Here is a 24,015-nt window from a genome sequence, read left to right as displayed (position 1 = left end):
AACTTCTCCCTTCGCCCGCGAAGCGGTGGGGAGGGGAGTGAAGAAACTACCCGACGGGCAAATCACTTCTGATTTTCCGAAGCAAAAGTCAAGCCCTCGAAACAAAAATATTTCGCTTAACACGTCGGGCAAATCACCTTTAGCAATTCGCCCGTCCCACCCGACGAGGGGCGGATCGCGAGTCGTCACGAACGCGCGGTGGGATGCGATGGACGCGACAGCGTCGGGCGCGCAAGGGATTGCAGGGCGGATTGAACTCCGTGAGCGATTGGCCGGCGCGCGGACGGACGGCGCTGCAAACTGTCTTCGACGAAACTCGCCGGATAGGGACGAGGTCCGGCGAGAGCTTTGGCGGGACGGGCGCGGACGGCGAAGTCGTGTAGGCCCGACGCCCCGACGCTGGCGTCAAGTCCTGCGGAGATGCATCCGGCCCAACCGGGTTCGGGCGCATCGTCAATCCGCAGGGCGATGGTGGCAAGAAAGCCCGGTCACCAGGGTGATCACGTATAAGCCGTAACCCATCGTGCGGGGAAAGCCGGTCGATCCGGTTGCCCTGTGGTCTACTCGTGCGCTTTTTGTGCACGACCGCGGGTGCGATCGGCGCCCGGCTTTCCCTGCGCCCTTCTTTCTCAGGAAGGGTAAATCTGATGCAAACCCCGGGCGCATAGCGCCGCGGGAACGCGGAGTCTTGTTCGCGCACACCCACAATTGTCGTCCCTGCGAACGCAGGGACCCATACGCCGCGGCCGCTCCTCGCAATGACGTTGTTAAAGCACCGGCGGCCGCGCCAGGCCAAAATGCCTGAGCAACCCCACCATCTCCGCGAGCCGCTTCTCGCGATAAGCGTCGACATCGAGCCCGGAATAATCGAGAAAGCCCGCGCCGGTGCGCATGCCGATGCGCCCGTCGCGCATGTTGCTGGCGATCACGTCGGGCGCGCGGTAGCGGTCGCTATGCAGCGCGCCTTCGAGATAGCGGCTGGCATAGTAGAGAATGTCGCCGCCGCCCCAGTCGATGAATTCCAGGAGGCCCAGCACCGCGTAGCGGAAACCAAAGCCGTAGCGGATCGCCTTGTCGATGTCCTCCGCGCTGGCGACGCCTTCCTCGACCATCCGCGCCGCCTCGTTCATCGCCAGCGCCTGGATCCGCGGCACGATGAAGCCGGGCGTCGCCGCGCATACCACCGGCACCTTGCCGATGCCTTCGAGCAGCGCCTTGACCCGCGCGATCACACCGGAGTCGGTCGCCGCGCCCGGAGATATCTCGACCAGCGGAATCAGATAGGCCGGATTGAGCCAGTGCACGTTGAGAAAGCGTTTTGGATGTTCGACGGCGCCCGCGAGATCGTCGACCAGAATGGTCGACGTGGTCGAGGCGATCACGATATCGGGCGCGACGCATTTCGAGGCAGCCGCCAGCACCTCGCGCTTGAGCTCGACCACCTCGGGCACGCCCTCGAATACGAGGCCGGCGCCAGCCAGTGCGGCAGCCATGTCGTGCGCCGGCGCCACCGAGACACGCGCGAGGATGGCATCGGCGTCATTGCCATCAAGCAAGCCGAACCGCGCGAGGCTCGCCAGCGTCTTGCCGACCTCGCCGAGCGCCTCGGCTTCGAGCATCGAAAATTGTTCGGTCGAACGCGCCTTGACGTCGATCATGATGACGGCGTGGCCGGCATAGGCGAATGCCACCGCGATGCCGCGGCCCATGCGGCCGGCGCCGAGACAGGCGATAACGGGGCGGGCAGCGGTCATTGCTCAAAATCCCTTGCGCAGCAGCGTCTGCAACTCGTCGCGATCGAGATGGCCGAGACCGAGGGAAGCCAGCGTGCGTCCGCCTTCCAGAAAATCCTCACCGCAGATGGCGCCGCCGACGGAAAGAAACGAAAACGCCAGCGGCGTTGCGACTCCCACCAGTTCGGCGACGGAGACGAGCAACGACAGGCCGAGCCGCAAATCCTCCCGCATGTAGCGATGCTCGGTCAGCACGATCCGCTCGCGCCAGTCGCCGGAATCGGTCAGGCGATCGTGCGAGCCGCGGCCATACATCCATTGCTCGCCTTCACTGGCGTAGTGATGCGCCAGCGGAAAATGCGGCCCGCGATAACCGAGCCCTTCGCGCACCGCGATGCGCTCGGCATCGAGCGCGTCGGTGACGCGACGAATCGCGGCCTGCGTGCCCTCCTTGTGGATGTCCCAGCGTTCGAAATGCTCGATCGGCCCGGCATTCATCACGATCAGCGGCGGATGGATGATCGGTCCGGCATTCATCAGCGCACCCGACAGCGCATCGCCGCACGGTTCGATCACGCCGGGAAACGCGAGGCCGATCACAGCGAGAGCATGAGGAGCGGTATCCAACGGAAAGACGCCGACCGGCAGCCGCTTGGCGCGGATGGTGATGGCGACCTCGAACGGTCCGTGCTTGCGGGTCAGCCAGGGCAGTGTGCCGGTCTCGGCAAAACTGACGCGCGCGGGATTGCCGGCGTCGTGCGCGGCCCTGGCAAAGATCATCGAGCCGAAGGTCGCCGGCGGCAGGAACACGACCTGGCCGTCGGCCAGGTGCGGCGCGAGCAGCCGCGCGATATCGGGCTGGGCGAAGGCCGGGGCGGGGCACAGGATCAGCTCGACGCCATCAACGGCCTCGGCGATATCCGATGTCACCAGCGCCAGCTGCACATCGTGCCGGCCGTTGCTGTCTTTCACGACAATGCGGGAGCCCGCAGCGCGATGCTGCGCCACGAGTTCCGCATCGCGCCGCCACAGCCTGACGTGATGGCCCTGCAAGGCGAAATCGCCGGCAGCTGCGAAGGAGCCATTGCCGCCGCCGAGTACCGCGATCTTCAAAGTGGGCCTCCCTGTGAAGTCGTCGGCGTGTCGAGTTGGCGCAGCATGAAATGCTGCACCTTGCCCAGCGCGGTGCGCGGCAGGTCGTCGACGAACACGATATCGCGCGGCACCTTGAAGCGGGCCAGCTGAGTCAGCACATGTGCCTTCAAATCTTCCGCCTCGACCGAACCGCCGGCCCGCCGGATCACATAAGCGACCGGCACCTCGTCCCATCTAGTGTCGGGCCGGCCGATCACGCCGCATTCGACGACATCGGGATGCTCCAGCAGCACGCGCTCGACTTCCGCCGGATAAACGTTCTCGCCGCCGGAAATGATCAGGTTCTTCTTGCGGTCGTGCACGAAGAAATAGCCGTCGGCATCGCGCAAGCCGATATCACCGGTGCGATACCAGCCGTCATGCAGCGCCTCGCGCGTGGCTTGCTGGTTGCCCCAATATTCGTAGAACACGTTGGGGCCGCGCACCGCGATTTCTCCGGGTATCCCCGGCGGCAATTCGGCGCCGGCCTCATCGATGATGGTGGCTTCGCAGCACAGGCCGGGCAGGCCGGTCGAGCCGACCCGCGAAAGGTCGCCGCCGAGTCTGGTATAAACCGCGATCGGGCAGGTCTCGGTGGAGCCATAGACCTGCAGCACCGGCACCCCGCGATTGACAAAACGCTCGATCAGATGCGGCGGTACGATGGTCGATCCGGTCGAGATCGCCTTCAGCGAGGAGAGATCGACGGCGGTCCAGGCCGGATGCTCGGTCACCGCCTGGATGATGGCCGGCACCAGCACCGTCAGGGTCGGACGGTCGCGCTCGAAGGCGGCGAGTGTTGTGTCCGGCGTGAAGCGCGAATGGATGGTCACGGTGGCGCCGACATGCAGCGCCGGCGTGGTCTGGATGTTGAGGCCGCCGACATGGAAGAATGGCAGCACGGTCAGCACATGGTCATCGGAGGTGAGGCCGTGCATGTGCTGGCTCATCACCCCGTTCCACAGCAGCGCCTCCTGCCGCAGCACCGCACCCTTCGGCCTTCCCGTGGTGCCGGAGGTGTAGACGATCAGCAGCGGGCAGCTGAGGTCGGTGTGCGGGTTGCGGCCGTCGCCGCGAGCCTGCGTCAGCAACGCGTCGAATGCGCGGCCTCGCGGCGGCGCGAAATCGAGTCCCACCACGCTTGCTTCGGGCAGGTTGCTCTCCAGCGCAGGCAGCACGCCCGCAAACGCCTGTTCCAGCGCCAGCACCTTGATCGAGGCGTCCGACAGGATGAACAACTGCTCGGCCACCGCGAGCCGCCAGTTCAGCGGCACCAGCATGGCGCCGAGCCGCGCGCAGGCATAGAGCAGGACCAGGTAATCCGGCCGGTTCAGGCTGAGGATGGCGACCCGGTCGCCGCGGCCGACGCCGTATTCGGCCTTCAGCGCCCGCGCGGTCTGTTCGATGCGCGCGCTGAACGCCGCGTAGCTGAGAACGTCGCCCTCAAAAATGGTCGCGGGCTTGTCCGGCGTGAAGGCCGCGTTCCGTTCGATGAGATCGGAGAGGTCCATGGTCGAACTAGTCGTCCGTCTCGCCGGTCTCGTACAGGGCTTCGCGGCCGATGCGGTCGAGACAGAGTTCGGCGGTCCATGGCAGCATCAGCGACCCGCAGCGGCTGTCGCGATAGATCCGCTCCAGCGGCAGCGACTTCAGCATTGCCTGGCCGCCGCAGGTGCGGATGGCGAGCGTCGCGATCTCGTTGGCGCCCTCCATGACGGAATATTGCGCGGCGTAAGCGCGCAGCACCTGTTCCTTGCTGGGATTGGGGCCGGCTTCGGTGACCGCCTGGAACCAGATCGCCTTGATCTGCTCCAGCTTGATCTGCATCTGCGCCACCGCGATCTGCTTGGTCGGATACATCCGCCGCTTGACCGGCGGCGTGCCCGGCATCTCGCCGCGCAGATAGCGCACGGTGAAATCGTAGGCCGCCTGCGCGAGGCCCATATAGGTCGGCGACAGCGTCAGGAACATGTGCGGCCAGCGCATTGCCGCCTGGAAGTAAACACCGCGCGGCATCAGCGCGGCATCCTCGGGCACGAACACGTCCTTGAACAGCAGCGTGCGCGAGACGGTGCCGCGCATGCCCAGCGGATCCCAGTCGCCGACCACCGATATGCCCTGTGCCTTGGCCGGCAGCGCGAGATACAGCGTGTTGCGGCGCGAGGCCTTCTCGCCCTCGGCGACCTCGGTGCAGAGCACGCCGTAATAGTCGGCATGGCCCGCCAGCGAGGCAAAGATCTTCTTGCCGTTGACGAGCCAGCCGCCCTCGACCGGTTTTGCCTCGGTGCCGAACGCGACGCCGCCGGCGGCCGCCGCACCGCCCTCCGAGAACGGCTGCGAATAGACCGCGCCGTCCCCGACGATGCGCTTGTAATGCACGGCGCGTCGCGCCTCGTGCTCGTCGCGGGTGGCGGTGTCCATGTCGAGGTCGTCGGCCAGCGGGCCGGACCACAGCGTCGAGCAGACATGCATGTTCCAGGTCAGCGCGGTGGCGCCGCAGTAGCGGCCGATTTCGGCGGCGGCCAGCGCGTAGGTCTGGTAGTCGGCGCCGAGGCCGCCATGCTTCTTTGGAATGGCGATGCCGAGCAGGCCGGCACGGTGCAGGTCGCGGTAATTCTCGGTCGGAAATTTCGCATCGCGGTCATAGGCCGCGGCGCGGCCTGCGAACACCGCCTGACCGAGCTGGCGCGCGCGTGCGACGATTCCGGCCTGCTCGTCGTTGAGGCGGAACGCATGGGGATCGAAGATCGGCGCGTCCAGAACGATGCCGTCAATCGCCGCCGCGCTCTTGTTTACTGGTACCGTCATCATGCCGTCACTTGGGTTGCAGCCACATGGGCCCTGAGGAATTGATCCAGCGCGGCGTTGAACGCAGCAGGCCGCTCCAGATTGGCGAGATGGCCGACGCCATCGAGTTCAACGTATTGTGCCCCGGGAATATAGCTCGCCATCTTCGCCATCATCGGCGCCGGTGCGTTGTTGTCCTTCGAGCCCGACAGCACCAGGCAGGGCAACGCGATATTCTTCAGCGCGCCACGCTGATCGAACCCCAGCAGCGCCAGCATGGTGGCGCGATAGGTCGCCTCGGGAACGGCGGCCATGCAGTCGCGGGCCAGCACCATGCCGCTGGCGTCGGGATCGTCGCCGACCAATTCCTTCACCAGGGTCGGTGCCAGCGAAACCATGGTTTCGCCGCGGTCGAGCGGGCCGAGCCGGGCATCGATAAAGGATTTCTGCCAGTCGCCGTCGGGCTTGCCGAACGCCGGGCTGGTCTGCGCCAGCACGACGGCGCTGGCGATGTCGGGGCTGGTCGCCAGCACCTGCTGGACGATCATGCCGCCGATCGAATGCCCGACCAGAATGGGTTTCGTCGCGCCGACCTGCTGCAGGAAATCCCGCAGGGCGTCGGCGAGGGCAGCGATGCTGACGGTGGGGAGCGGTGCCGAACCGCCATAGCCCGGCATGTCCCAGGCGATGGCGCGATATCGACCACCGAAGGCGTCGATCTGGCCGCGCCATGCCCGCGCTGCGCCGCCGATTCCATGCAGGAACACCAGTGGCACGCGGGCAGGATCGCCCGCGGCCTCATAGCCGAAGCGTCCGTCCCGGGTTTCGAGGGCTGCAGAATTGGGCACGCCGGACCTCCGGTAAAGTCGGACCTGCCGCTGCCAACAGGACCTTTCGAGTCCTGCCGACGCTACCTGCGGGGTCCGCGCTGTCAAGCTCACCGCGACCGGGTTTCTTGCAAAAGCTTGAAGTTTAAAATATATCCGAAAGGGCACGTCGAGGAGCTCACTCGGAAAGGCCGCTGATGTCCGGATTGCCGCATTCCCCGCATGCGCTCGTCACCGGTGGCGGACGCGGCATCGGCCGCGAGATCGCGTCGGCGCTGGCGCGGGCAGGGGCGACGGTCACCGTGCTCGGCCGCAACCGTGCCACGCTGGCTGACGCCGTCGCCACCGGCGATGCGCATTTTGCTGAAGTGGCCGACGTCGCGGATCCGGCCGCCGTCGGCGCCGCCATTGCGAAGGCCGCGGCCCGGCAGCCGATCGATATCCTGATCGCCAATGCCGGCAGCGCGGAATCCGCGCCGTTCGGCAAATCCGATACGGCGCTGTTTCGGCGCATGATCGATATCAACTTCATGGGCGTGGTTCACACTATCCAGGCGGCGTTGCCGTCAATGAAGGGCCAGCCTTACGGCCGGATCGTCGCCGTGGCGTCGACCGCGGGTCTCAAGGGTTATGCCTATGTCAGCGCCTACAGCGCGGCAAAGCACGCGGTGGTCGGGCTGGTGCGCTCGCTGGCGCTGGAACTGGCCGCTACACGCGTGACGGTCAATGCGGTATGTCCGGGATTCACCGATACCGATCTCGTGGCCGGCAGCATCGACAACATCATGAAAAAGACCGGCCGCAGCCGCGAGCAGGCGATATCAGAGCTTGCCAGGCATAATCCGCAGGGCCGCCTCGTGACTCCAGCGGAGGTGGCCGACACCGTGCTTTGGCTGTGTGGCGAGGGATCGAGCGCGATCACCGGGCAGGCCATCGCGGTAGCCGGTGGAGAGATTTGAAACACCGATCTCGATCCCGTCATTGCGAGCAAAGCGAAGCAATCCATCTTACTTCCCGACGGCGAGAAAGATGGATTGCTTCGTCGCAAGGGCTCCTCGCAATGACGATGATAGAAAATGAGACAATAAGCATAAGGGAAACCCCATGAACCGTCCCGCCAATCCCGTCACGCTGCCGCTGTCGGACTATTCGCCGAAGCATTTCCTGCTGGCCGTGAGCGGCGGCGTCGCCACGGTGACGCTGAACCGTCCCGAGCGAAAGAATCCGCTGACCTTCGAGAGCTATCGTGAGCTGACGGATTTTTTCCGTGCCTGCGCGATGGACGATGACGTCAAGACCATCGTCGTGACGGGAGCCGGCGGCAATTTTTCCTCCGGCGGCGATGTGTTCGAGATCATCGGCCCGCTGGTCAAGATGGACACAAAAAGCCTCACCGCCTTCACCCGCATGACCGGCGATCTGGTCAAGGCGATGCGGGCCTGTCCGCAGCCGGTGATCGCGGCGGTCGAGGGCATCTGCGCCGGTGCGGGCGCGATCGTCGCGATGGCGTCCGACCTGCGGCTCGCGGCGTCAGGCGCCAAGGTCGCCTTTCTGTTCAACAAGGTTGGGCTGGCCGGCTGCGACATGGGGGCCTGCGCGATCCTGCCGCGCATCATCGGGCAATCGCGCGCCTCGGAACTGCTCTATACCGGCCGCTTCATGACCGCGGAGGAGGGCGAGCGCTGGGGCTTCTTCAGCCGCATCGTTGCGCCGGAGCACGTGCTGACGCAGGCGCAGCTGCTGGCCAGGCAGATCACCGAGGGCCCGACCTTCGCCAACACCATGACCAAACGCATGCTGGCGATGGAATGGGCGATGTCGGTCGAGGAGGCGATCGAAGCCGAGGCCGTGGCGCAGGCGCTGTGCATGACGACCGCGGATTTCGCGCGGGCGTTCGAGGCATTTTCCAACAAGGTGAAGCCGGTATTCCAGGGGAATTGAGGGTTTTTGTGAGCGTAGCCCGGGTGGAGCGCAGCGTAACCCGGGATTTCCGCCGGTGCTGATAGAACCCGGATTGCGCTGCGCTCCATCCGGGCTACGAATACGGGGGTCTTGCCGCGGAATTGCTTTAGGTTTAAAATAATTCAACGGTCCCGCGGCGCCGGAGGCTCTTATGAAAATCGCGATCATCGGTGGTGGACCGGCCGGTCTTTATTCGGCGATCCTGCTCAAGAAGCAGCGGCCGGAGGCCGAGATCACGGTTTATGAGCGCAATCGCGCCGATGACACCTTCGGCTTCGGCGTGGTGTTCTCCGACGCGACCCTCGACAATTTCGAAAAATACGATGCCCCGAGCTATCGCCGCATCACCCAGCAATTCGCTTATTGGGACGATATCGCCGTGCACTTTCGCGGCACGGTGCATCGGGTCGGCGGCAATGGCTTTTGTGGCTGCTCGCGCCGCACGCTGCTTCTGATCCTGCAGGAGCGGGCGCGCGAACTCGGCGTCGTCCTGCTGTTCGAGGCCGATGTCGAGGATGAAGCCCGCTTTGCCGATGCCGATCTGGTGGTGGTGGCAGACGGCATCAACAGCCGCTTCCGCGAAAAGTATATCGAGCACTTTCAGCCCGAGGTGGACCTGCGCTCCAACAAGTTCGCCTGGATGGGCTCGACCCGGCCGCTCGACGCCTTCACATTCATCTTTCAGGAAACCGAGTGGGGCCCGTTCATCGCCCACGCCTACCAGTATGAAGCGGGACGCTCGACCTGGATCTTCGAGACCGATCCCGCCACCTTCCAACGCGCCGGGCTCGAGGGCCTGGACGAGCGGCAATCTGCCGACCGGATGGCGGAGATCTTCGGCTGGTTTCTCGAAGGACATCCGCTGCTGATCAACCGCTCGATGTGGCGCAATTTTCCGATGATCCGCAGCAAGCGCTGGGTCAAGGACAATATGGTGCTGCTCGGAGATGCCAAGGCGACCGCGCACTTCTCGATCGGCTCCGGCACCAAGCTGGCGATGGAAGATGCCATCGCGCTGGCGGACGCCATGCATCGCGCGCCGACGGTCGAGGCCGCGCTGCAGGGTTACGAAACCGGCCGCCGCGAGGAAGTCGAGAAGACCCAGCACGCCGCCGACGTGTCGCTGGTCTGGTTCGAGCACGTCGATCGCTTCTGGGATTTCGATCCGGTGCAGTTCGCCTTCGGCGTCATGACGCGCGCCAAGGCGATCACCTACGACAATCTCACCCTGCGCGCGCCCGATTTTGTCGCCGAGGTCGATCAAGCATTTGCAAAGCAGGTCCGCGCCAAAGGTTTTGACGTCGATATCGACAAACCGGTAGCGCCGATGTTCCAGCCGCTGCGGCTGCGCGAAATGGAGATTGCCAACCGCGCGGTGGTGTCGCCGATGTGCATGTATTCGGCGAAGGAGGGCGTGCCCGGGGATTTTCATCTGGTGCATTACGGCTCACGCGCGATCGGCGGCGCCGGGCTGATCTTTACCGAAATGACCTGCGTTTCCCGCGATGCCCGCATCACGCCCGGCTGCGCCGGTCTGTGGAACGACGAGCAGGAGGCCGCGTGGCGGCGCATCGTCGATTTCGTCCATGCCAATTCAGCGGCGAAGTTCGCGCTCCAGCTCGGCCATGCCGGCCGCAAGGGCGCCACCAAATTGATGTGGGACGGCATGGACCGGCCGCTGGAGCAGGGCGGCTGGGACGTCGTGTCGGCGTCGCCGATTCCCTATTTCCCCGACAGCCGGGTGCCGCGCGAACTCGACCGCGCGGCGATGGATACGGTCAAGGCTGACTTCGTTAGGGCTGCCGAGCGCGGCGAGCGCTGCGGTTTCGATATGCTGGAACTGCACAGCGCCCACGGCTATCTGCTGGCGAGTTTTATCTCGCCGCTGACCAACCAGCGCAGCGACGCCTATGGCGGCTCGCTGGAAAATCGCCTGCGCTTTCCGCTCGAGGTATTCGAGGCGTTGCGGGCGGCGTGGCCGGCGCACAAGCCGATGTCGGTGCGCATCTCCGCCACCGACTGGGCGGAGGGCGGCATCACCGGCGACGATGCCGTCGAGATCGCGCGCGCCTTTGCCGAAGCCGGCGTCGACCTGATCGACGTCTCCACCGGACAGACCGTGCGCGATGCCCAGCCGATCTATGGCCGCATGTTCCAGACGCCGTTCTCCGAGCAGGTCCGTAACGAGGCCCGCGTCGCCACCATGTGCGTCGGCAACATCACGACACCGGATCAGGTCAATACCATTCTGGCCGCCGGCCGCGCCGATCTGGTGGCGCTCGGGCGCCCGCATCTGGTTGATCCGTCCTTTACGCTGAAGGCGGCGGCCTGGTACGGCGCGGAGGTTGCCTGCCCGCCACAATACCAGCCCGGCAAGGAGCAGATTTTCCGCAACAGCGTGCGCGACCGGCAGGATTTCGACGATCTGAAAATTAAGGCTAAGCCGAAGACCCGGGCCGAGCTGAAGGCGGAGGCGACAAAGCCGCTTGCGGCGGAGTGACCCTGCATGCGAGGTTTAGGGCCTTCGCATCGCGTTTCGGGTTCAGTGGAGTAGGGTGATGAAGGCAATTATCGTCGGCGGCGGTATTGGCGGCCTTACCACAGCGCTGATGTTGCGGGCCCGTGGCATCGGCTGTGAGCTGTTCGAGCAATCCGACAGCATTCGCGAGCTCGGCGTCGGCATCAACACCCTGCCGCATGCGATCCGCGAGCTCGCCGGGCTCGGCCTGTTGCAGGCGCTGGATGACGTCGCGATCCGCACCCACGAGCTTTTTTATCTCAACCGCCATGGCCAGGAAGTCTGGCGCGAATCCCGCGGCGTCGACGCCGGCCACGACGTCCCGCAATTCTCGATTCACCGCGGCCGGCTGCAGAGCGTGATCCACCGCGCCGTCGAGGAGCGGCTCGGCCATGACGCCATTCACACCGGCTGCAGGCTCGGCGCCTTCACCCAGGACGAGGGCGGCGTAACCGCGCATTTCTTCGATCGCACCGGCTCCCATACCCAAACCGTGCGCGGCGATATCCTTGTTGGTGCCGACGGCATTCATTCGCGGGTGCGCGAGACGCTGTTTCCCGCGGAAGGGCCGCCATGCTGGAACGGGCTGATGCTGTGGCGCGGCGCGCGCGACTGGCCGGCGTTTCTGGACGGCCGCTCGATGATCGTTGCCGGCGGCCTCAACGCCAAGGTGGTGGTCTATCCGATCGCGGAAGGGTCGAGCCCGGCGAGCCGGCTGACCAATTGGGCGGTGCTGGTGAAGGTCGGCGAAGGCAATGCTCCACCGCCGCGCCGCGAAGACTGGTCGCGGCCCGGCAAGCGCGAGGAATTGATGCCGCATGTCGCGCGGTTCTCGGTGCCGCATGTCGCGGTACCGAACCTGATCGCGGCGACATCGGAGTTTTATGAGTATCCCTGCTGCGATCGGGACCCGCTGCCCTATTGGTCCAGCGGCCGCGTCACGCTGCTCGGCGACGCCGCGCATCCGATGTATCCGGTGGGATCGAACGGCGCCTCGCAGGCCATTCTCGACGCACGCTGTCTCGCCGACGCGCTGGTGCGCTCCGAGCATCCGCGCCAGGCGCTGATGGCCTACGAGCAGAAGCGATTGCCGATGACGGCCGACATCGTGCGCGCCAACCGCCGCGGCGGACCGGAGGGCGTGATCGATGCGGTCGAGCAACTGGCGCCCGATGGGTTTGACGACATCGACAAGGTGCTGAGCTACAGCCAGCGCGAGGCCATCGTGCGCGGCTATGCCAGCAAGGCAGGGTTTGCCGCGGTGCCGGGACTGGCGGCGGTGAGGGCGTAACCGTCCTTATCTCTCAACGTCGTCCCCGCGAACGCGGGGACCCATACGCCGCGGCCCATCGGGGAAAAGGCGGTGTGAGATACCTTCTGCAATAACCGACGACCGGGATTATGGGTCCCTGCGTTCGCAGGGACGACACTCAGTGTGTCGCGCGCAGCCCGGCGGCTTGGGCTCCGCGATGCTCCTCACGCCCCCGGCGGCGGGGGCAGGAAGTGGATGTTGTATTCGGCGGCCATCGCCACCACGTCCTCCGGCTTCTGCTCCTTCATGTTGTGGAGCCCCCAGAACAAGTCGAAGAGTTTCCGCGTCGGGGATACCCAGAACAGCACCTTCGCGGTCTGATCGGATTTGTTGAAGATGCCGTGGGGAACGCCCATGCCGAGGCGTATCAGGTCGCCCGCGCTGGCCTGGGCCTCGGCGCCGCCCAGCATGAAATCGAGCTTGCCTTCCAGCATGTAGAGATATTCGTCCTGGTCCGGATGGATATGAGGCGGCACGAAAGTGCCCGGCGGCAACGTCGCGTGCCACGAGAAGCAATGTTCGGTGCGGTTCTTCGGTACATAGGTCTGGCCGAGAATATTCCAGGAAATTCCCTGCATGCCCTCGTTGGCCCTGATAATGCCGGTGATCTCGCTTGTCATCGCTTGTTTCCTCCCAAAATCGTTCTTGCTTTGGAGCGCTTATTTACCCGGCGCGCAATCCTTGGCGTAGCGGTCGCCGTAGTTCTCGAACACCTTCTCGGAGATTTCGGTCTGGAATTTTCCGTCCGGCCGTTTGGCCACCTTGGTCAGGTAGAAATTCTGGATCGGATAGCCGTTGCTGTTGAACTTGAAGGCGCCGCGCAGCGAGGTGAAGTCGGCCTTCTTCAACGCTGCCGAGACCGCTTCCTTGTTGGACAAGTCGCCCTTGACCGCCCTGACGGCGCTGTCGATCAGCACGGCCGTATCGTAACCCTGCATGGCGTAGGTGCCCGGCACGATGTTGTAGGCGGCCTCATAGCCGGCGACGAATTTCTTGTTCTGCGGATTGTCCATATTGGGCGCCCAGTTCGAACCGGCGTACATGCCGACGGCGGCATCCTGTTGCGCCGGCAGGGTGGATTCGTCGACCGTGAATGCCGAGAGCACTGGAATCTTGTCGGCAAGGCCGGCCTGCCTGTATTGCTTCACTAATGTCACGCCCATGCCGCCGGGCATGAAGGTGAACACGGCGTCGGGCTTCAGTGACGCAATCTTGGAGAGCTCGACCTGGAAATCGAGGGTGCCGAGTGGCATGTAGGACTCCTCGACAATCTCTCCCTTGTAGGCGAGCTTGAATCCGGCGACGGAATCCTTGCCGGCCTGATAATTCGGCACCATGACGTAGACGCGCTTGTAGCCGCGGTCCTGGGCGACCTTGCCGAGAACTTCGTGCACCTGGTCGTTCTGGTAGGACGTTGCGTAGAAGAACGGGCTGCAGTTCTTGCCGGCGTAGCTGGAAGGGCCGGCGTTCGGGCTGATCAGGAACGTCTTGGTATCCGTCACCGGCTTGTGGATGGCCTGCAGGATATTGGAGAAAATCGGGCCCACGACGAAGTCGACCTTGTCGCGTTCGAGCAGGCCCTTGACCTTGGTGACGGCGCCGTCCGGTTTGAGTTCATCGTCGACCGCCACCACCTCGACATCGCGACCGGCCATCTTGCCGCCGAGATCCTTGACCGCGAGCGCAAAACCGTCGCGGACCTGCGCGCCGAGCGCCGCCGCCGGACCCGACAGCGTCACGATCACGCCGATCTTGAGTTTTTCCTGCGCGATCGCCGGTCCCGTCGCGACGCTCAGGAGAACCGCCGTTGCGGCCAACTTCAACTGTTGCTTCATGGTTATCTCTCCCGTTACGCCGACCCTGATCCGGGACGCGAGGTTCAAGCATATTCTGATGAAGACCGCTGCTGCAAGCAAGCCGCAAGGCGCGCGCCGATCCGACCACGACGCGGCATGCAAGCCGCGCGCCAATTGTTTGAACCCTAAAGAAACTGGAAAATGCGGCGTGGGCGTGCGGCGTTTTGACTTGCGGTGACAGGTAAATTATTTGAAGGTCGAAATAACAGGCCGACCGATGCAAGGTTGGCGGCGCATTTCTCCGTGCTGCCGCGAAGGCCAGTCAGGTGATTGCATCATGATCCTTGATTCCGAGACCAAGGCGGTCGAGCTCCCGGAAGATCACGGCGACGAACTCCGATTGTGGCTGCGGCTCTTGACCTGCACCACCCTGATCGAGGGTGAGGTGCGCGGCCGGCTGCGCGAGCGGTTCGATGTCACCCTGCCGCGCTTCGATCTGATGGCCCAGCTCGACAAGGTGCCTGAGGGCATGACGCTGTCCGATGTCTCGAAGCGGATGATGGTCTCCAACGGTAACGTCACCGGGCTGGTCGAGCGGCTGGTTGAATCCGGTCATCTGGACCGGCGCACCTCCGACACCGACCGGCGCGTCCAGGTGATACGATTGACCAAGGCCGGCCGCGCCGAGTTTCGCCGGATGGCGGCGGAGCACCAGACCTGGATTGCCGATATATTTTCCGACCTTTCGCCGAAGGACGTCCGCGACTTGATGCGGCTGTTGGCCAAGACCAAGGGCTCGGCGCAGAAGTCTGCGCAAAAAAGAGCGCTCTGAGTCATGAGTGCGCCTGATGACTATGAGGCCGAGTACAACAACCGGGCGCGGGTTCCGGAAAACCCTGCTCTGATCGCGGGCTGGGCGAGGGACGCGGCGGCCTATCGCGAGCGGCACGTGTCGCGCCTTGTTCGCTACGGGCCCGGCGCGCGCAACGTGATCGATTACTTTCCCGGCGGCCATGATGGGCCGATCGTCGTCTTCATCCATGGCGGCTATTGGCAGGCACTGGATAACTCGTTCTTCAGCCATCTCGCTGGCGGGCTGAATGCCCATGGCATCGGCGTTGCCATTCCAGGATACGACCTGTGCCCCGATGTCAGCATCGACAACATCATCGCGGAGATGCGGGAGGCCTGCCGCGAACTGGCGCGGCTGGGACAGTCCCTCGTCGTCAGCGGCCATTCCGCCGGCGGGCACCTCGCGGCCTGCATGCTGGCGACCGACTGGCCGGCCATGGATGCGTCGGTGCCGCGAGATTTCATGATGTCGGCCTATTCGATTTCGGGTTTGTTCGATCTCGCCCCGCTGATCGAGACCTCGATCAACCGGGCCTTGCAGCTCGATGCCGCCGCCGCCAGGGCCGCAAGTCCGCTGTTCTGGAATTCGCCCGCGGACAAGAGTCTCGACGCGGTGGTGGGCGAGAACGAAAGCGCCGAGTATTTTCGGCAAAGCCGAGACATCGTCGAGGTCTGGGGCGCGGCCGGCGTCACCACACGGTTCGGCGTGGTTGCCGGCGCCAATCATTTTACCGCCATCGCCCCGCTCGCCGATCCGGCCTCGCCGATGGTAGCGCGCCTGAAACAATTGGCGGGCCGCTAGGGCATGAAGGCTTCTTCTCCCTCGCCCCGCTTGCGGGGAGAGGGTCGGGGTGAGGGGGACTCTCCACGAGTCTGGTGTCGGTTGATGACCCGGTACCCCCTCACCCGGATCACATCTGCGATGTGATCCGACCTCTCCCCGCAAGCGGGGAGAGGTGACCCAAACCGCCTTCAAAATTGCTGGCATGGCCCCGATCCCGGCTCTTGCGCCAAATTACTTTAAGTATAAAATGTTTTGCGATAGTCCGATGCCGGACGGCCTGGATATTGGTCTCAACCCTTTCATCCCGAATACAGGGACGATGGAGGCGATGGAAATGTCAGGTGGAATTCCCAGCCCAAGGCCGTCATTTGGTCGATCGCTCGGTCCATCAGGCCATGTTGACGATTTTGCGCGGCGCAATCTACCGCCATCCGAGCAATGGCCGGAACTGGTTCTCGACCGGCCGGAGTTTCAATACCCCGACTATCTGAACGCCGCGGTCGAACTGACCGACCGTATGGTCGAGCAGGGGTTCGGCGATCATGTCGCGCTGATCGGCAATGGCCGCCAGCGCACCTACAAGGAATTGACCGACTGGTCGAACCGCCTTGCGCATGCCCTGGTTGAGAATTACGGCGTCAAGCCCGGCAACCGGGTGCTGATCCGCTCGGGCAACAATCCGGCGCTGGTCGCGGCATGGCTCGCGGCCACCAAGGCCGGCGCCGTCGTCGTCAACACCATGCCGATGCTGCGTGCCGGCGAGCTGACAAAAATCGTCGACAAGGCGGAGATCGGCCTCGCGCTGACCGACAGCCGCATCGCCGACGAACTGGTGGCGTGCGCCAAGACCAGCCGGTTTCTCAAGCAGGTGGTGAATTTCGACGGGACGTCAAACCATGACGCCGAGCTCGACCGGGTGGCGCTGAGCAAGCCGGTGCGGTTCGATGCGGTCAAGACCGGCCGGGACGATGTGGCGCTGCTGGGATTTACCTCGGGCACCACGGGCGAGCCAAAAGCGACGATGCATTTCCATCGCGATCTCCTGATCGTCGCGGATGGCTATGCAAGGGAAGTGCTTCAGGTCACGCCGGATGATGTCTTCGTGGGATCACCGCCGCTGGCCTTTACGTTCGGCCTGGGCGGGCTCGCGATCTTTCCGCTGCGGTTCGGCGCCACCGCGACGCTGCTGGAAAACGCGGCGCCCGCCGAGATCGTCAAGATCATCGAGACCTACAAGGCGACGATTTGCTTTACCTCGCCGACCGCATATCGGGCGATGATGGCTGCGATGGACAAGGGCGCCGATCTGTCGTCGCTGCGTATTGCCGTTTCAGCCGGCGAGACCTTGCCGGCGCCGGTGTTCGACAGCTGGACCCGCAGAACCGGCAAGACCATTCTCGACGGTATCGGCAGCACGGAGTTGCTGCACATCTTCATCACCAACCGAACCGGCGACGCCGTCGCCGGCAGCACCGGGCGTCCGGTTTCCGGTTACGAAGCCAAAATCGTCGACGCCGACATGAACGAATTGCCGCCGGGCACATCAGGCAAGCTCGCCGTTCGCGGTCCCACCGGATGCCGCTATCTCGCGGATTCCAGGCAGTCGAACTATGTCCGCGACGGCTGGAATCTGACCGGCGATACCTTTGTCCGCGACGAGCAGGGCCGCTTCTCCTTCGTCGCCCGCTCGGACGACATGATCGTTTCCTCCGGTTACAACATCGCCGGTCCCGAGGTGGAAGCCGCATTGCTCGGCCATGCGGCAGTGGCCGAATGCGGCGTCGTCGGCGCGCCCGACGAGGCGCGCGGCATGATCGTCAAGGCCTATGTGGTGCTCGCTCCCGGCATCGACGGCGATGCCGCGCTGGCGGCCGAACTGCAGGATCACGTCAAGCGCACGATCGCGCCCTACAAATATCCGCGCGCGGTTGAATTCGTCGCGCAATTGCCCAAGACCGGAACCGGCAAGCTGCAGCGATTTGCGCTGCGACAGATGGCTCAGGCCGGATCGGCGGCGCCGTCCTCCGGCATGGCCGCCGAATAATTTGATGGAGAACCGGTTGTGAGCACGCCAAAAGCACCCACCCTTGCGGTGCTGCCGATTGCCAAGGGCGAGACGCCGGCCGCGGGCCCGCAGATTCTGCAGCCGGCCGGCTGGCCGGCGCCGAAAGGATACGCCAACGGCATGGCGGCCGATGGCCGCCTCGTGGTGACGGGTGGTGTGATCGGCTGGGACAACCAGGGTCGCCTGCCGGCCGATTTCGTCGCGCAGGTTCGTCAGACCCTGAGCAACATCTCAGCCATTCTCGCCGAGGGCGGCGCGCGGCCGGAACACCTCGTTCGCCTCACCTGGTATGTCGTCGATATCGAGGAGTATCTGGCGAACCTGAAGCTGCTGGGCCAGTCCTATCGCGAGATCTTCGGCGCGCACTATCCGGCCATGGCGCTGGTCCAGGTCGTACGTCTTGTGGAAAAGGCCGCTAGAGTCGAGATCGAGGCCACAGCAGTGGTGCCGCGCTGAACGAATCTTCGCATGGCGGCCGTGGTTTTGTTACTTTCAGGCTCTAGGACTGCTGATTCGGCGAGTTTGAACCTCGCGGTCGAAGCAGCAGGCAAAGCGGGCAGGGGCATCTGGCGCAGCAACAAAACTGTGCAGATCGCGAAATACGCGGTTTTTACGCTAGATTCCCAATACTGTCTGCGATGCGAATCAACTTACAGGAGCCCAAATGGCAGTACAAATGACAAAGTCGCAGCTGATCGAGAAGATCTCTGCCGAGAACGAAATCGCGAAGAAGGACGTCAAGGGCGTGCTCGAGACGTTGGCGACCGTCGGTTACAAAGAGCTCAAGAAGTCCGGTGTGTTCCTCGTTCCCGGCTTCGCCAAGTTCGTGGTGATCAAGAAGCCCGCCACCAAGGCGCGCAAGGGCACGAACCCCTTCACCGGCGAGGCCATGACCTTCAAGGCCAAGCCGGCCCGGAAGATCGTCAGAGCCCGCCCGGTCAAGGCAGCCAAAGACGCGGTTTAAAATTTCAAAAGGTCCCACCCGGGACCTTTTGCATTTTGGGCCAGTGCAGCTCCGCCGGCAGCATTCAGGCTGCCGGGCGGAAGTGCCCGGGCGAATGTTTAGTATCGCGCCGGATCAGTCGACGCAGGGTCGAAGGCTCCGCATACCCCACTTTCCGGGCGATTTCGTCGACGGACAGGCGCGTGGTCTCCAGCAGATAGCGCGCCGTCTCGACGTTGATCCGCTGCACGAATTGAATGGGCGTGACACCGCAGGTCGCCGTCATCCGGCGGGCGAAGGTGCGGGGAGCCAGCGCGGCCGCCTCGGCGAGTTCTTCCATGCCGAAGTCGCGGGCGATATTGGCGCGAACCCAGCCTTCGGCTTTCGCCATTTTGGGGTCCTGACCTGCCAGGTAGGCGACAGCCATGAAGGGCGCCTGCGAACGCCGTTCATCGAGAAGCAGGTAGTTGGCGCAGGCCTTGGCCAGGCGGGGCCCGGCAAACCGGCTGACCACCGCCAGCATCAGGTCCATCTGCGCCATCGCGGCACCCCCGGTTGCAATGGGCCAATCGGCCACCACGATCTGCTCGGTCAGCAACTCGACCCGGGGATAGCGGCGGCGGAACTCTGGCGCGAGCCACCATGTGGTGGTCGCCCGCCGGCCGTTCAGCAACCCGGTTTCCGCAAGCAGGAACGTGCTGGCGCAGGATGCCGCGAGGGCTGTGCCGGACTCGAATGCCTGCGCGAGCATTTCTGCCGCGCGCCGGCAGGCGGGACTCTTCAGTCTTGCGTTCAGTCCATCGGCCGAGGCGATGCCAAGGCCGGGGATGATGATGAGTTCGGCGTCGCGCAGCTTTTCGCCGTTTCGGCGCGGGCCCAGGCGAACCGTGTCGACCTCGAACGGCAAAGCGCGCTTCGCCGTCCCGCCGATCTGGTTGGCCGTGGCCATCACGTCGTGGGTGATGGCGGCACTTGACGCCATACAGCCCTGGATCTCGAGGACCGCAACTCGGGTCATGTCAAAATATACCTGATCAATGTCATTTTTGACACTAGCCGCTTGCGCGTGAAATCGCAATCCTTGGCCCGCCGCCGGGGAGTGACGCCATGCCGAAACGATCGATGAAGCAGGACGATTCGCTGGAGGATTTCCAGCGCCGCGAGATCACGCTCGACGGCCTCACCAAGGCGGTGCTCGTCGCCGGTACCGGACCCGCGGTCATCGTCATGACGGAAATGCCGGGCATCAGCCCGCATGTTGCGCGCTTCGCCCGTTGGGTTCGCGACGCCGGGTTCACCGTTTACATGCCGTCGCTGTTCGGCCGCGATGGCGCCGTCCCGAGCGCGGACGAGGGCGCCGCGGTGTTCCAGCGGGCCTGCGTCAGCGCCGAGTTTCGCGCCTTCGCCGCGAACGAGTCGAGTCCAGTGACGCAGTGGCTGCGATCGCTGGCGAGGTATGCGCATGACGAATGCGGCGGCCCCGGCGTCGGCGCCATCGGGATGTGCTTCACGGGAAATTTCGCGCTGACCATGATGCTTGAACCGTCAGTGCTGGCGCCGGTGCTGTCGCAGCCGTCACTGCCGCTGAACAACCCCGCCGGCATCGAAATCGCGCCCGACGAAGTCAAGGCAGTGCGCCAGCGGCTCGAACGGGACGGCCTGACCGTGCTGGCCTATCGTTTCGAAGGCGACAAGTTCTGCATGGCCCAGCGCTTCCAGGCCTATTCCGAAGCGCTTGGCGACCGCTTCATCGGACGCGTGCTTCCCGACAGCGCGGCCAACACCGATCTTGCGCCGTTCTTCGAACGCCACGTCACGACGCCCCATAGCGTCGTCACCGCCCACCTGATCGACGAAGCGGGCCAGCCGACGATCGCGGCGCGCGACGAGATTTTGGCGTTTTTCAAGCAACGGCTCGTCGAACGACGGTGAGACGTTTCTCCGATGAGACTCACCGTTTCGAGATTCATCGGGTGTCGATGCTCTTCTCCCCTCCCTCCACGCGCTCTTGCGCGTGGCGGGGAGGGGTCGGGGGTGGGGGGTAGTGCGGGTTCACCAAATGCATCGGTCCCGGCCGATAAACCCCCCACCCCCGACCCCTCCCCACCGCAAGCGCGGGGGGAGGGGAGAAGATGCGCCCTTCGTCGTTACGCGAGCGCGAGTTCGTCATACCCCTTCGCCGTCACCTCGTCGCATCGGGCGCGGTAGGCGGGCGCGCTGCCGCTGTAGCGTGCGACGATACGGGTCTGCTTGCCTTCCACGTTGCTGTTGATCCCGGTCATCCAGGAATTGACCTCGTTGGAGAGCAGGCCGACTCCGAGCGCCTTGACGTGATCGGTCCAGGACGCGACGCCCGATGACGTGGCTTCGACACGCGTCAGGCCGGTTTGCCTCGCGTAGCCTAACAGCCCGGTCACCCAATCGACATTGTACTCGATACTGCGGGGAATATTACCGAGCGCTGTATGCGGTCCCATCAGCATCAGCATGTTGGGAAAGCCATCGACCATGACACCGAGAAAGGTCTCCGGCCCGCTTTTCCATCTATCCTTCAGCCGGGCGCCGTTCGTTCCCCGGATATCGATCTTGTCAAAACTTCCGGTGATGGCGTCGAAGCCGGTGGCGTAGATGATGATGTCGAACTCATATTCCTTGTCGCTGGTCTTGATGCCCTCAGGTGTGATTCGCTCGATCGGCGTTTCCGTAATGTCGACCAGCGCGACATTGTCCCGGTTGTAGACCTCGTAATAGAAGGTCTCCAGCGGCAGCCGCCGCGTACCAAAACCGTGATTCCTCGGGATCAGCTTTTCCGCAACCTTTGGGTCCTTTACCCGCTGGCGGATCTTGCGCGCCACGAAATCGCTGATGAGCGCGTTGGCTTTCCGGTCGATCAGGATGTCGCGGAAATTGCCCTGCCAGATGCCGAAGCCGCGCTCGGCATAGAGCTTTTCGAAGAAGGCCTCACGCTCCTCGTCGGATACCTCGAAGGTCCCGCGCGGATCCGGGTTATGGATGAAACACGCAAACGTTTCCTGGCAGCGCCTGAACATCTCGGGATAGCCGGCCTTGATCTTGCCCTGCGTCTCGGCGTCGATCTTGCCGTTGTGCAGCGGCGCGCACCAGTTCGGCGTGCGCTGAAACACGGTGAGATGACCGACGCTGCCGGCGATGGTCTGGATGGTCTGCACGCCGGTAGCACCAGTGCCGATCACCGCCACCCGCTTGCCGGTGAAGTCGACCGGCTCGTGCGGCCATCGGGCGGTGTGGAACGACTGGCCCTTGAATGAGGCCACGCCTTCGATCCGTGGCAAGGTAGGCGCGGAGAGTGGACCGATCGCGGTGATCAGGAAGCGCGCGCGGAACTGGCTGCCGTCCTGCAGTGTGATGGTCCAGCTGCGGGTGTCCTCGGCCCAGACGGCCGACGTGACCTGGCTGCGGAACTGGATGTCGCGGCGCAGGTCGAACTTGTCGGCGACATGATTGAGGTAGCGCAGCGTTTCCGGCTGGCCGGCGAAATGCTCCGACCAGTTCCATTCCTCCAGCAGCTCCTGGGAAAAGGAATAGCCGTAGGAGTAGCTTTCGGAATCGAAACGCGCCCCCGGATAGCGGTTCCAGTACCAGGTGCCGCCGACGCCGGTGCCGGCCTCGAACACCCGTACCCGCATGCCCTGCTGGCGCAGCCGGTGCAGCTGGTACATGCCCGACATGCCCGCCCCGATGATGATGGCGTCGTAATCGAGGGTCAGCGCCATCTATCCGCGCCTCACGCTTGCGCCGCCGTCCACCGGCAGTGTCACGCCTGTGATAAAACTGGCCTCGTCCGAAGCCAGGAACAGGGCCGCGTTGGCGACGTCCCATCCGGTGCCCATCTTGCCGCGCAACGGCACTTTTGCGTCGCGCTCGGCCTCGACCTCGGCGCGGCTCTTCTTGAACTCCCGGGCGCGGGTGTCGACCGCCATCGGCGTGTTCATCAGACCGGGCAGGATGACGTTGGCGCGGATACCGAACTGGGCGTTCTGGTAGGCGAGCTGTTCGGTGAAGGCGATCATCGCCGATTTGGTCGCCTTGTAGGCGACGTAGGGATAGGTGGTGATGGCGGCCATCGAGGAGATGTTGATGATGGCGCCGCTCTTCTGCCGGCGCATGATCGGGATGACGTGCTTGGCCGCGAAGATGCAGCTCTTGAGGTTGATGGCCACGCAGCGTTCGAGCGCCTCCTCGGTGAAATCCAGCAGTTCGGCGTCACCACCGGCGATGCTCACTCCCACATTATTGTGCAGGATATCGATGCGGCCCCAGCGGGTATGCGCATCCGCGACCATGGCTTCGAGTTCGAGGTTTTTGGTCACGTCGGCCTTGAAGGCCACCGCCGCGCCGCCGCTGGCGCCGATCATGTCGACCGTCTCCTCGGCCGATTTGAGATTGTGATCCACGCACAGCACGCGGGCGCCTTCGCGCGCGAAGGTGAGCGCGGTGGCGCGGCCGTTGCCGATGCCTTCGCCCGGGCTCTGGCCGGCGCCGACGACGATGGCGACGCGATCTTTCAGGCGCATGTCAGTTCACTCCCGGAATTGGGTACTGTTTCAGTACCTCTTTGTATGTGGGTTCATTGTCGATCTGCATGGTGGCCAGCACGCGGACGACAGCACAGTAGAAGGCGATGGTGAGCACCAGATCGGTCATCTGCTCGTCGCTGAGTTCCCTCTTGATCTCGGCGAAACTGGCGTCGGACATAGCGAGCTCGCGGACCATCTCGCGGGCGCCTTTCAGGATCGCCCTGGCCAACGGCTCGAGTCCGGAAGACTTGCCCTCGGTCTCGGCGATCAGGCCGGCGATATCCTCGTCGGTGACGCCGAACTCCTTGCCGATCTTGACATGGTGAGTGAACTCATACTCCGACTTTTCCAACCAGCCCACTTGAAGAATTGCGAGTTCGCGCAAGCGCGGGTCGAGTTTGCTCTTGAAACGGATATAGCCGCCCATTCCGCTGAAGGCGCGCGCCATGTCGGGCGAATTGACCAACAGCTTGTGCAAATTGGTGTTGCGCTTGAGCATGTCGCGATATTCAGGGGCAATCTGATCGGCCTCGAGATAGGGCAGGCGAGCCATCTTGTTGTTCCTTGTTTATGGCGTGACCGGAGATCCCCGTTCATCAAAAGGGAATTTGCTCTGCTTCCTGCCGTCGCACAATCGGGATTCGAAAGGCGAGTTGGAGGAGCCTGCGTCAATTCCGTAACACGGAACAAAATTCCGCTTGCATCGCAAACCAACCAAGGTTTCATGGCCGGCAACAACAAGCCGA

The 24,015-nt window shown here is 64.1% G+C and carries 21 protein-coding genes; 10 read left to right on the top strand and 11 right to left on the bottom strand.

The features are described 5' to 3' along the window. Nucleotides 1–767 precede the first annotated feature (767 nt). From Q7T45_RS15425 to Q7T45_RS15405, 5 genes are read right to left on the bottom strand one after another with little or no spacing between them, the layout of a single operon-like run. Nucleotides 768–1,754 carry a 3-hydroxybutyryl-CoA dehydrogenase gene (locus tag Q7T45_RS15425; RefSeq protein WP_304871803.1) on the bottom strand — a complete coding sequence of 329 codons (987 nt, stop codon included), beginning with the start codon at nucleotides 1,752–1,754 and terminating at the stop codon, nucleotides 768–770. Between the two features lie 3 nt (nucleotides 1,755–1,757). Further along, the gene (locus Q7T45_RS15420; RefSeq protein ID WP_304871802.1) at nucleotides 1,758–2,846 is read right to left on the bottom strand and encodes an NAD/NADP-dependent octopine/nopaline dehydrogenase family protein; all 1,089 of its coding nucleotides are present in this window, start codon (nucleotides 2,844–2,846) and stop codon (nucleotides 1,758–1,760) included. Next, nucleotides 2,843–4,378: a class I adenylate-forming enzyme family protein gene (locus Q7T45_RS15415; RefSeq protein ID WP_304871801.1), complete on the bottom strand. Its 1,536-nt coding sequence runs from the start codon at nucleotides 4,376–4,378 to the stop codon at nucleotides 2,843–2,845. The genes Q7T45_RS15420 and Q7T45_RS15415 overlap by 4 nt, the downstream gene beginning before the upstream one ends. Nucleotides 4,379–4,385: 7 nt before the next feature. Beyond that, the gene (locus tag Q7T45_RS15410; protein WP_304871800.1) at nucleotides 4,386–5,675 is read right to left on the bottom strand and encodes an acyl-CoA dehydrogenase family protein; all 1,290 of its coding nucleotides are present in this window, start codon (nucleotides 5,673–5,675) and stop codon (nucleotides 4,386–4,388) included. Then, on the bottom strand, nucleotides 5,675–6,502 hold the full coding sequence (locus Q7T45_RS15405) for an alpha/beta fold hydrolase (protein ID WP_304871799.1): 828 nt from the start codon (nucleotides 6,500–6,502) through the stop codon (nucleotides 5,675–5,677). Before Q7T45_RS15405 ends, Q7T45_RS15410 begins: the two co-directional genes overlap by 1 nt. 176 nt (nucleotides 6,503–6,678) lie before the next feature. Here Q7T45_RS15405 and Q7T45_RS15400 point away from each other — a divergent pair, with 176 nt between their 5' ends. The 4 genes from Q7T45_RS15400 (at nucleotide 6,679) to Q7T45_RS15385 (ending at nucleotide 12,252) form a co-directional block, all read left to right on the top strand. Continuing rightward, complete coding sequence (locus Q7T45_RS15400) at nucleotides 6,679–7,440, top strand: SDR family NAD(P)-dependent oxidoreductase (protein ID WP_304871798.1); 762 nt, start codon at nucleotides 6,679–6,681, stop codon at nucleotides 7,438–7,440. A 145-nt stretch (nucleotides 7,441–7,585) separates the two neighbouring features. Continuing rightward, complete coding sequence (locus tag Q7T45_RS15395) at nucleotides 7,586–8,422, top strand: enoyl-CoA hydratase family protein (protein WP_304871797.1); 837 nt, start codon at nucleotides 7,586–7,588, stop codon at nucleotides 8,420–8,422. Between the two features lie 172 nt (nucleotides 8,423–8,594). Continuing rightward, on the top strand, nucleotides 8,595–10,943 hold the full coding sequence (locus Q7T45_RS15390) for a bifunctional salicylyl-CoA 5-hydroxylase/oxidoreductase (RefSeq protein ID WP_304871796.1): 2,349 nt from the start codon (nucleotides 8,595–8,597) through the stop codon (nucleotides 10,941–10,943). Between the two features lie 58 nt (nucleotides 10,944–11,001). Continuing rightward, nucleotides 11,002–12,252 carry a flavin-dependent oxidoreductase gene (locus Q7T45_RS15385; protein ID WP_304871795.1) on the top strand — a complete coding sequence of 417 codons (1,251 nt, stop codon included), beginning with the start codon at nucleotides 11,002–11,004 and terminating at the stop codon, nucleotides 12,250–12,252. Nucleotides 12,253–12,437: 185 nt separating this feature from the next. Here the strand turns inward: Q7T45_RS15385 and Q7T45_RS15380 are convergent, their stop codons facing one another. Continuing rightward, nucleotides 12,438–12,893: a cupin domain-containing protein gene (locus tag Q7T45_RS15380; protein WP_304871794.1), complete on the bottom strand. Its 456-nt coding sequence runs from the start codon at nucleotides 12,891–12,893 to the stop codon at nucleotides 12,438–12,440. 39 nt (nucleotides 12,894–12,932) lie between these two features. After that, nucleotides 12,933–14,108 (bottom strand): ABC transporter substrate-binding protein, encoded by a 1,176-nt coding sequence (locus tag Q7T45_RS15375; protein WP_304871793.1) that lies wholly within the window; start codon nucleotides 14,106–14,108, stop codon nucleotides 12,933–12,935. Between the two features lie 298 nt (nucleotides 14,109–14,406). On the opposite strand from Q7T45_RS15375, the gene Q7T45_RS15370 reads away from it, so the two are divergent. The 5 genes from Q7T45_RS15370 (at nucleotide 14,407) to Q7T45_RS15350 (ending at nucleotide 18,734) form a co-directional block, all read left to right on the top strand. Continuing rightward, a complete protein-coding gene (locus Q7T45_RS15370) occupies nucleotides 14,407–14,901 on the top strand; it encodes a MarR family winged helix-turn-helix transcriptional regulator (RefSeq protein ID WP_304871792.1) in 495 nt (164 codons plus the stop codon). Between the two features lie 3 nt (nucleotides 14,902–14,904). Continuing rightward, complete coding sequence (locus tag Q7T45_RS15365; protein WP_304871791.1) at nucleotides 14,905–15,723, top strand: alpha/beta hydrolase; 819 nt, start codon at nucleotides 14,905–14,907, stop codon at nucleotides 15,721–15,723. A 316-nt stretch (nucleotides 15,724–16,039) separates the two neighbouring features. Continuing rightward, a complete protein-coding gene (locus Q7T45_RS15360; RefSeq protein ID WP_304871805.1) occupies nucleotides 16,040–17,749 on the top strand; it encodes a benzoate-CoA ligase family protein in 1,710 nt (569 codons plus the stop codon). A gap of 18 nt (nucleotides 17,750–17,767) precedes the next feature. Further along, a complete protein-coding gene (locus Q7T45_RS15355) occupies nucleotides 17,768–18,226 on the top strand; it encodes a RidA family protein (protein WP_304871790.1) in 459 nt (152 codons plus the stop codon). A 208-nt stretch (nucleotides 18,227–18,434) separates the two neighbouring features. After that, nucleotides 18,435–18,734 (top strand): HU family DNA-binding protein, encoded by a 300-nt coding sequence (locus Q7T45_RS15350; protein ID WP_304744032.1) that lies wholly within the window; start codon nucleotides 18,435–18,437, stop codon nucleotides 18,732–18,734. Between the two features lie 64 nt (nucleotides 18,735–18,798). Here the strand turns inward: Q7T45_RS15350 and Q7T45_RS15345 are convergent, their stop codons facing one another. Next, entirely contained in the window at nucleotides 18,799–19,731 is a 933-nt protein-coding gene (locus Q7T45_RS15345) for a GlxA family transcriptional regulator (RefSeq protein ID WP_304871789.1), read from the bottom strand. An 89-nt stretch (nucleotides 19,732–19,820) separates the two neighbouring features. On the opposite strand from Q7T45_RS15345, the gene Q7T45_RS15340 reads away from it, so the two are divergent. Next, a complete protein-coding gene (locus tag Q7T45_RS15340; protein ID WP_304871788.1) occupies nucleotides 19,821–20,645 on the top strand; it encodes a dienelactone hydrolase family protein in 825 nt (274 codons plus the stop codon). Between the two features lie 215 nt (nucleotides 20,646–20,860). Here Q7T45_RS15340 and Q7T45_RS15335 read toward each other — a convergent pair whose 3' ends face one another. Genes Q7T45_RS15335 through Q7T45_RS15325 form a run of 3 tightly spaced genes read right to left on the bottom strand, consistent with a single transcriptional unit; the run spans nucleotide 20,861 to nucleotide 23,822 of the window. Continuing rightward, entirely contained in the window at nucleotides 20,861–22,465 is a 1,605-nt protein-coding gene (locus Q7T45_RS15335) for an NAD(P)/FAD-dependent oxidoreductase (RefSeq protein ID WP_304871787.1), read from the bottom strand. Then, nucleotides 22,466–23,266, bottom strand: coding sequence for an SDR family NAD(P)-dependent oxidoreductase (locus Q7T45_RS15330; RefSeq protein ID WP_304871786.1), 801 nt, complete (start codon nucleotides 23,264–23,266; stop codon nucleotides 22,466–22,468). It lies immediately after the preceding gene. Between the two features lies 1 nt (nucleotide 23,267). After that, nucleotides 23,268–23,822: a carboxymuconolactone decarboxylase family protein gene (locus Q7T45_RS15325; protein WP_304871785.1), complete on the bottom strand. Its 555-nt coding sequence runs from the start codon at nucleotides 23,820–23,822 to the stop codon at nucleotides 23,268–23,270. Nucleotides 23,823–24,015: the final 193 nt, after the last annotated feature.

Origin of the sequence: Bradyrhizobium sp., assembly GCF_030646015.1 — a bacterium.
GTDB lineage: Bacteria > Pseudomonadota > Alphaproteobacteria > Rhizobiales > Xanthobacteraceae > Bradyrhizobium.
Note: the sequence above shows the minus strand (reverse complement) of the source record. Positions and strands in the feature narration are given on the sequence as shown.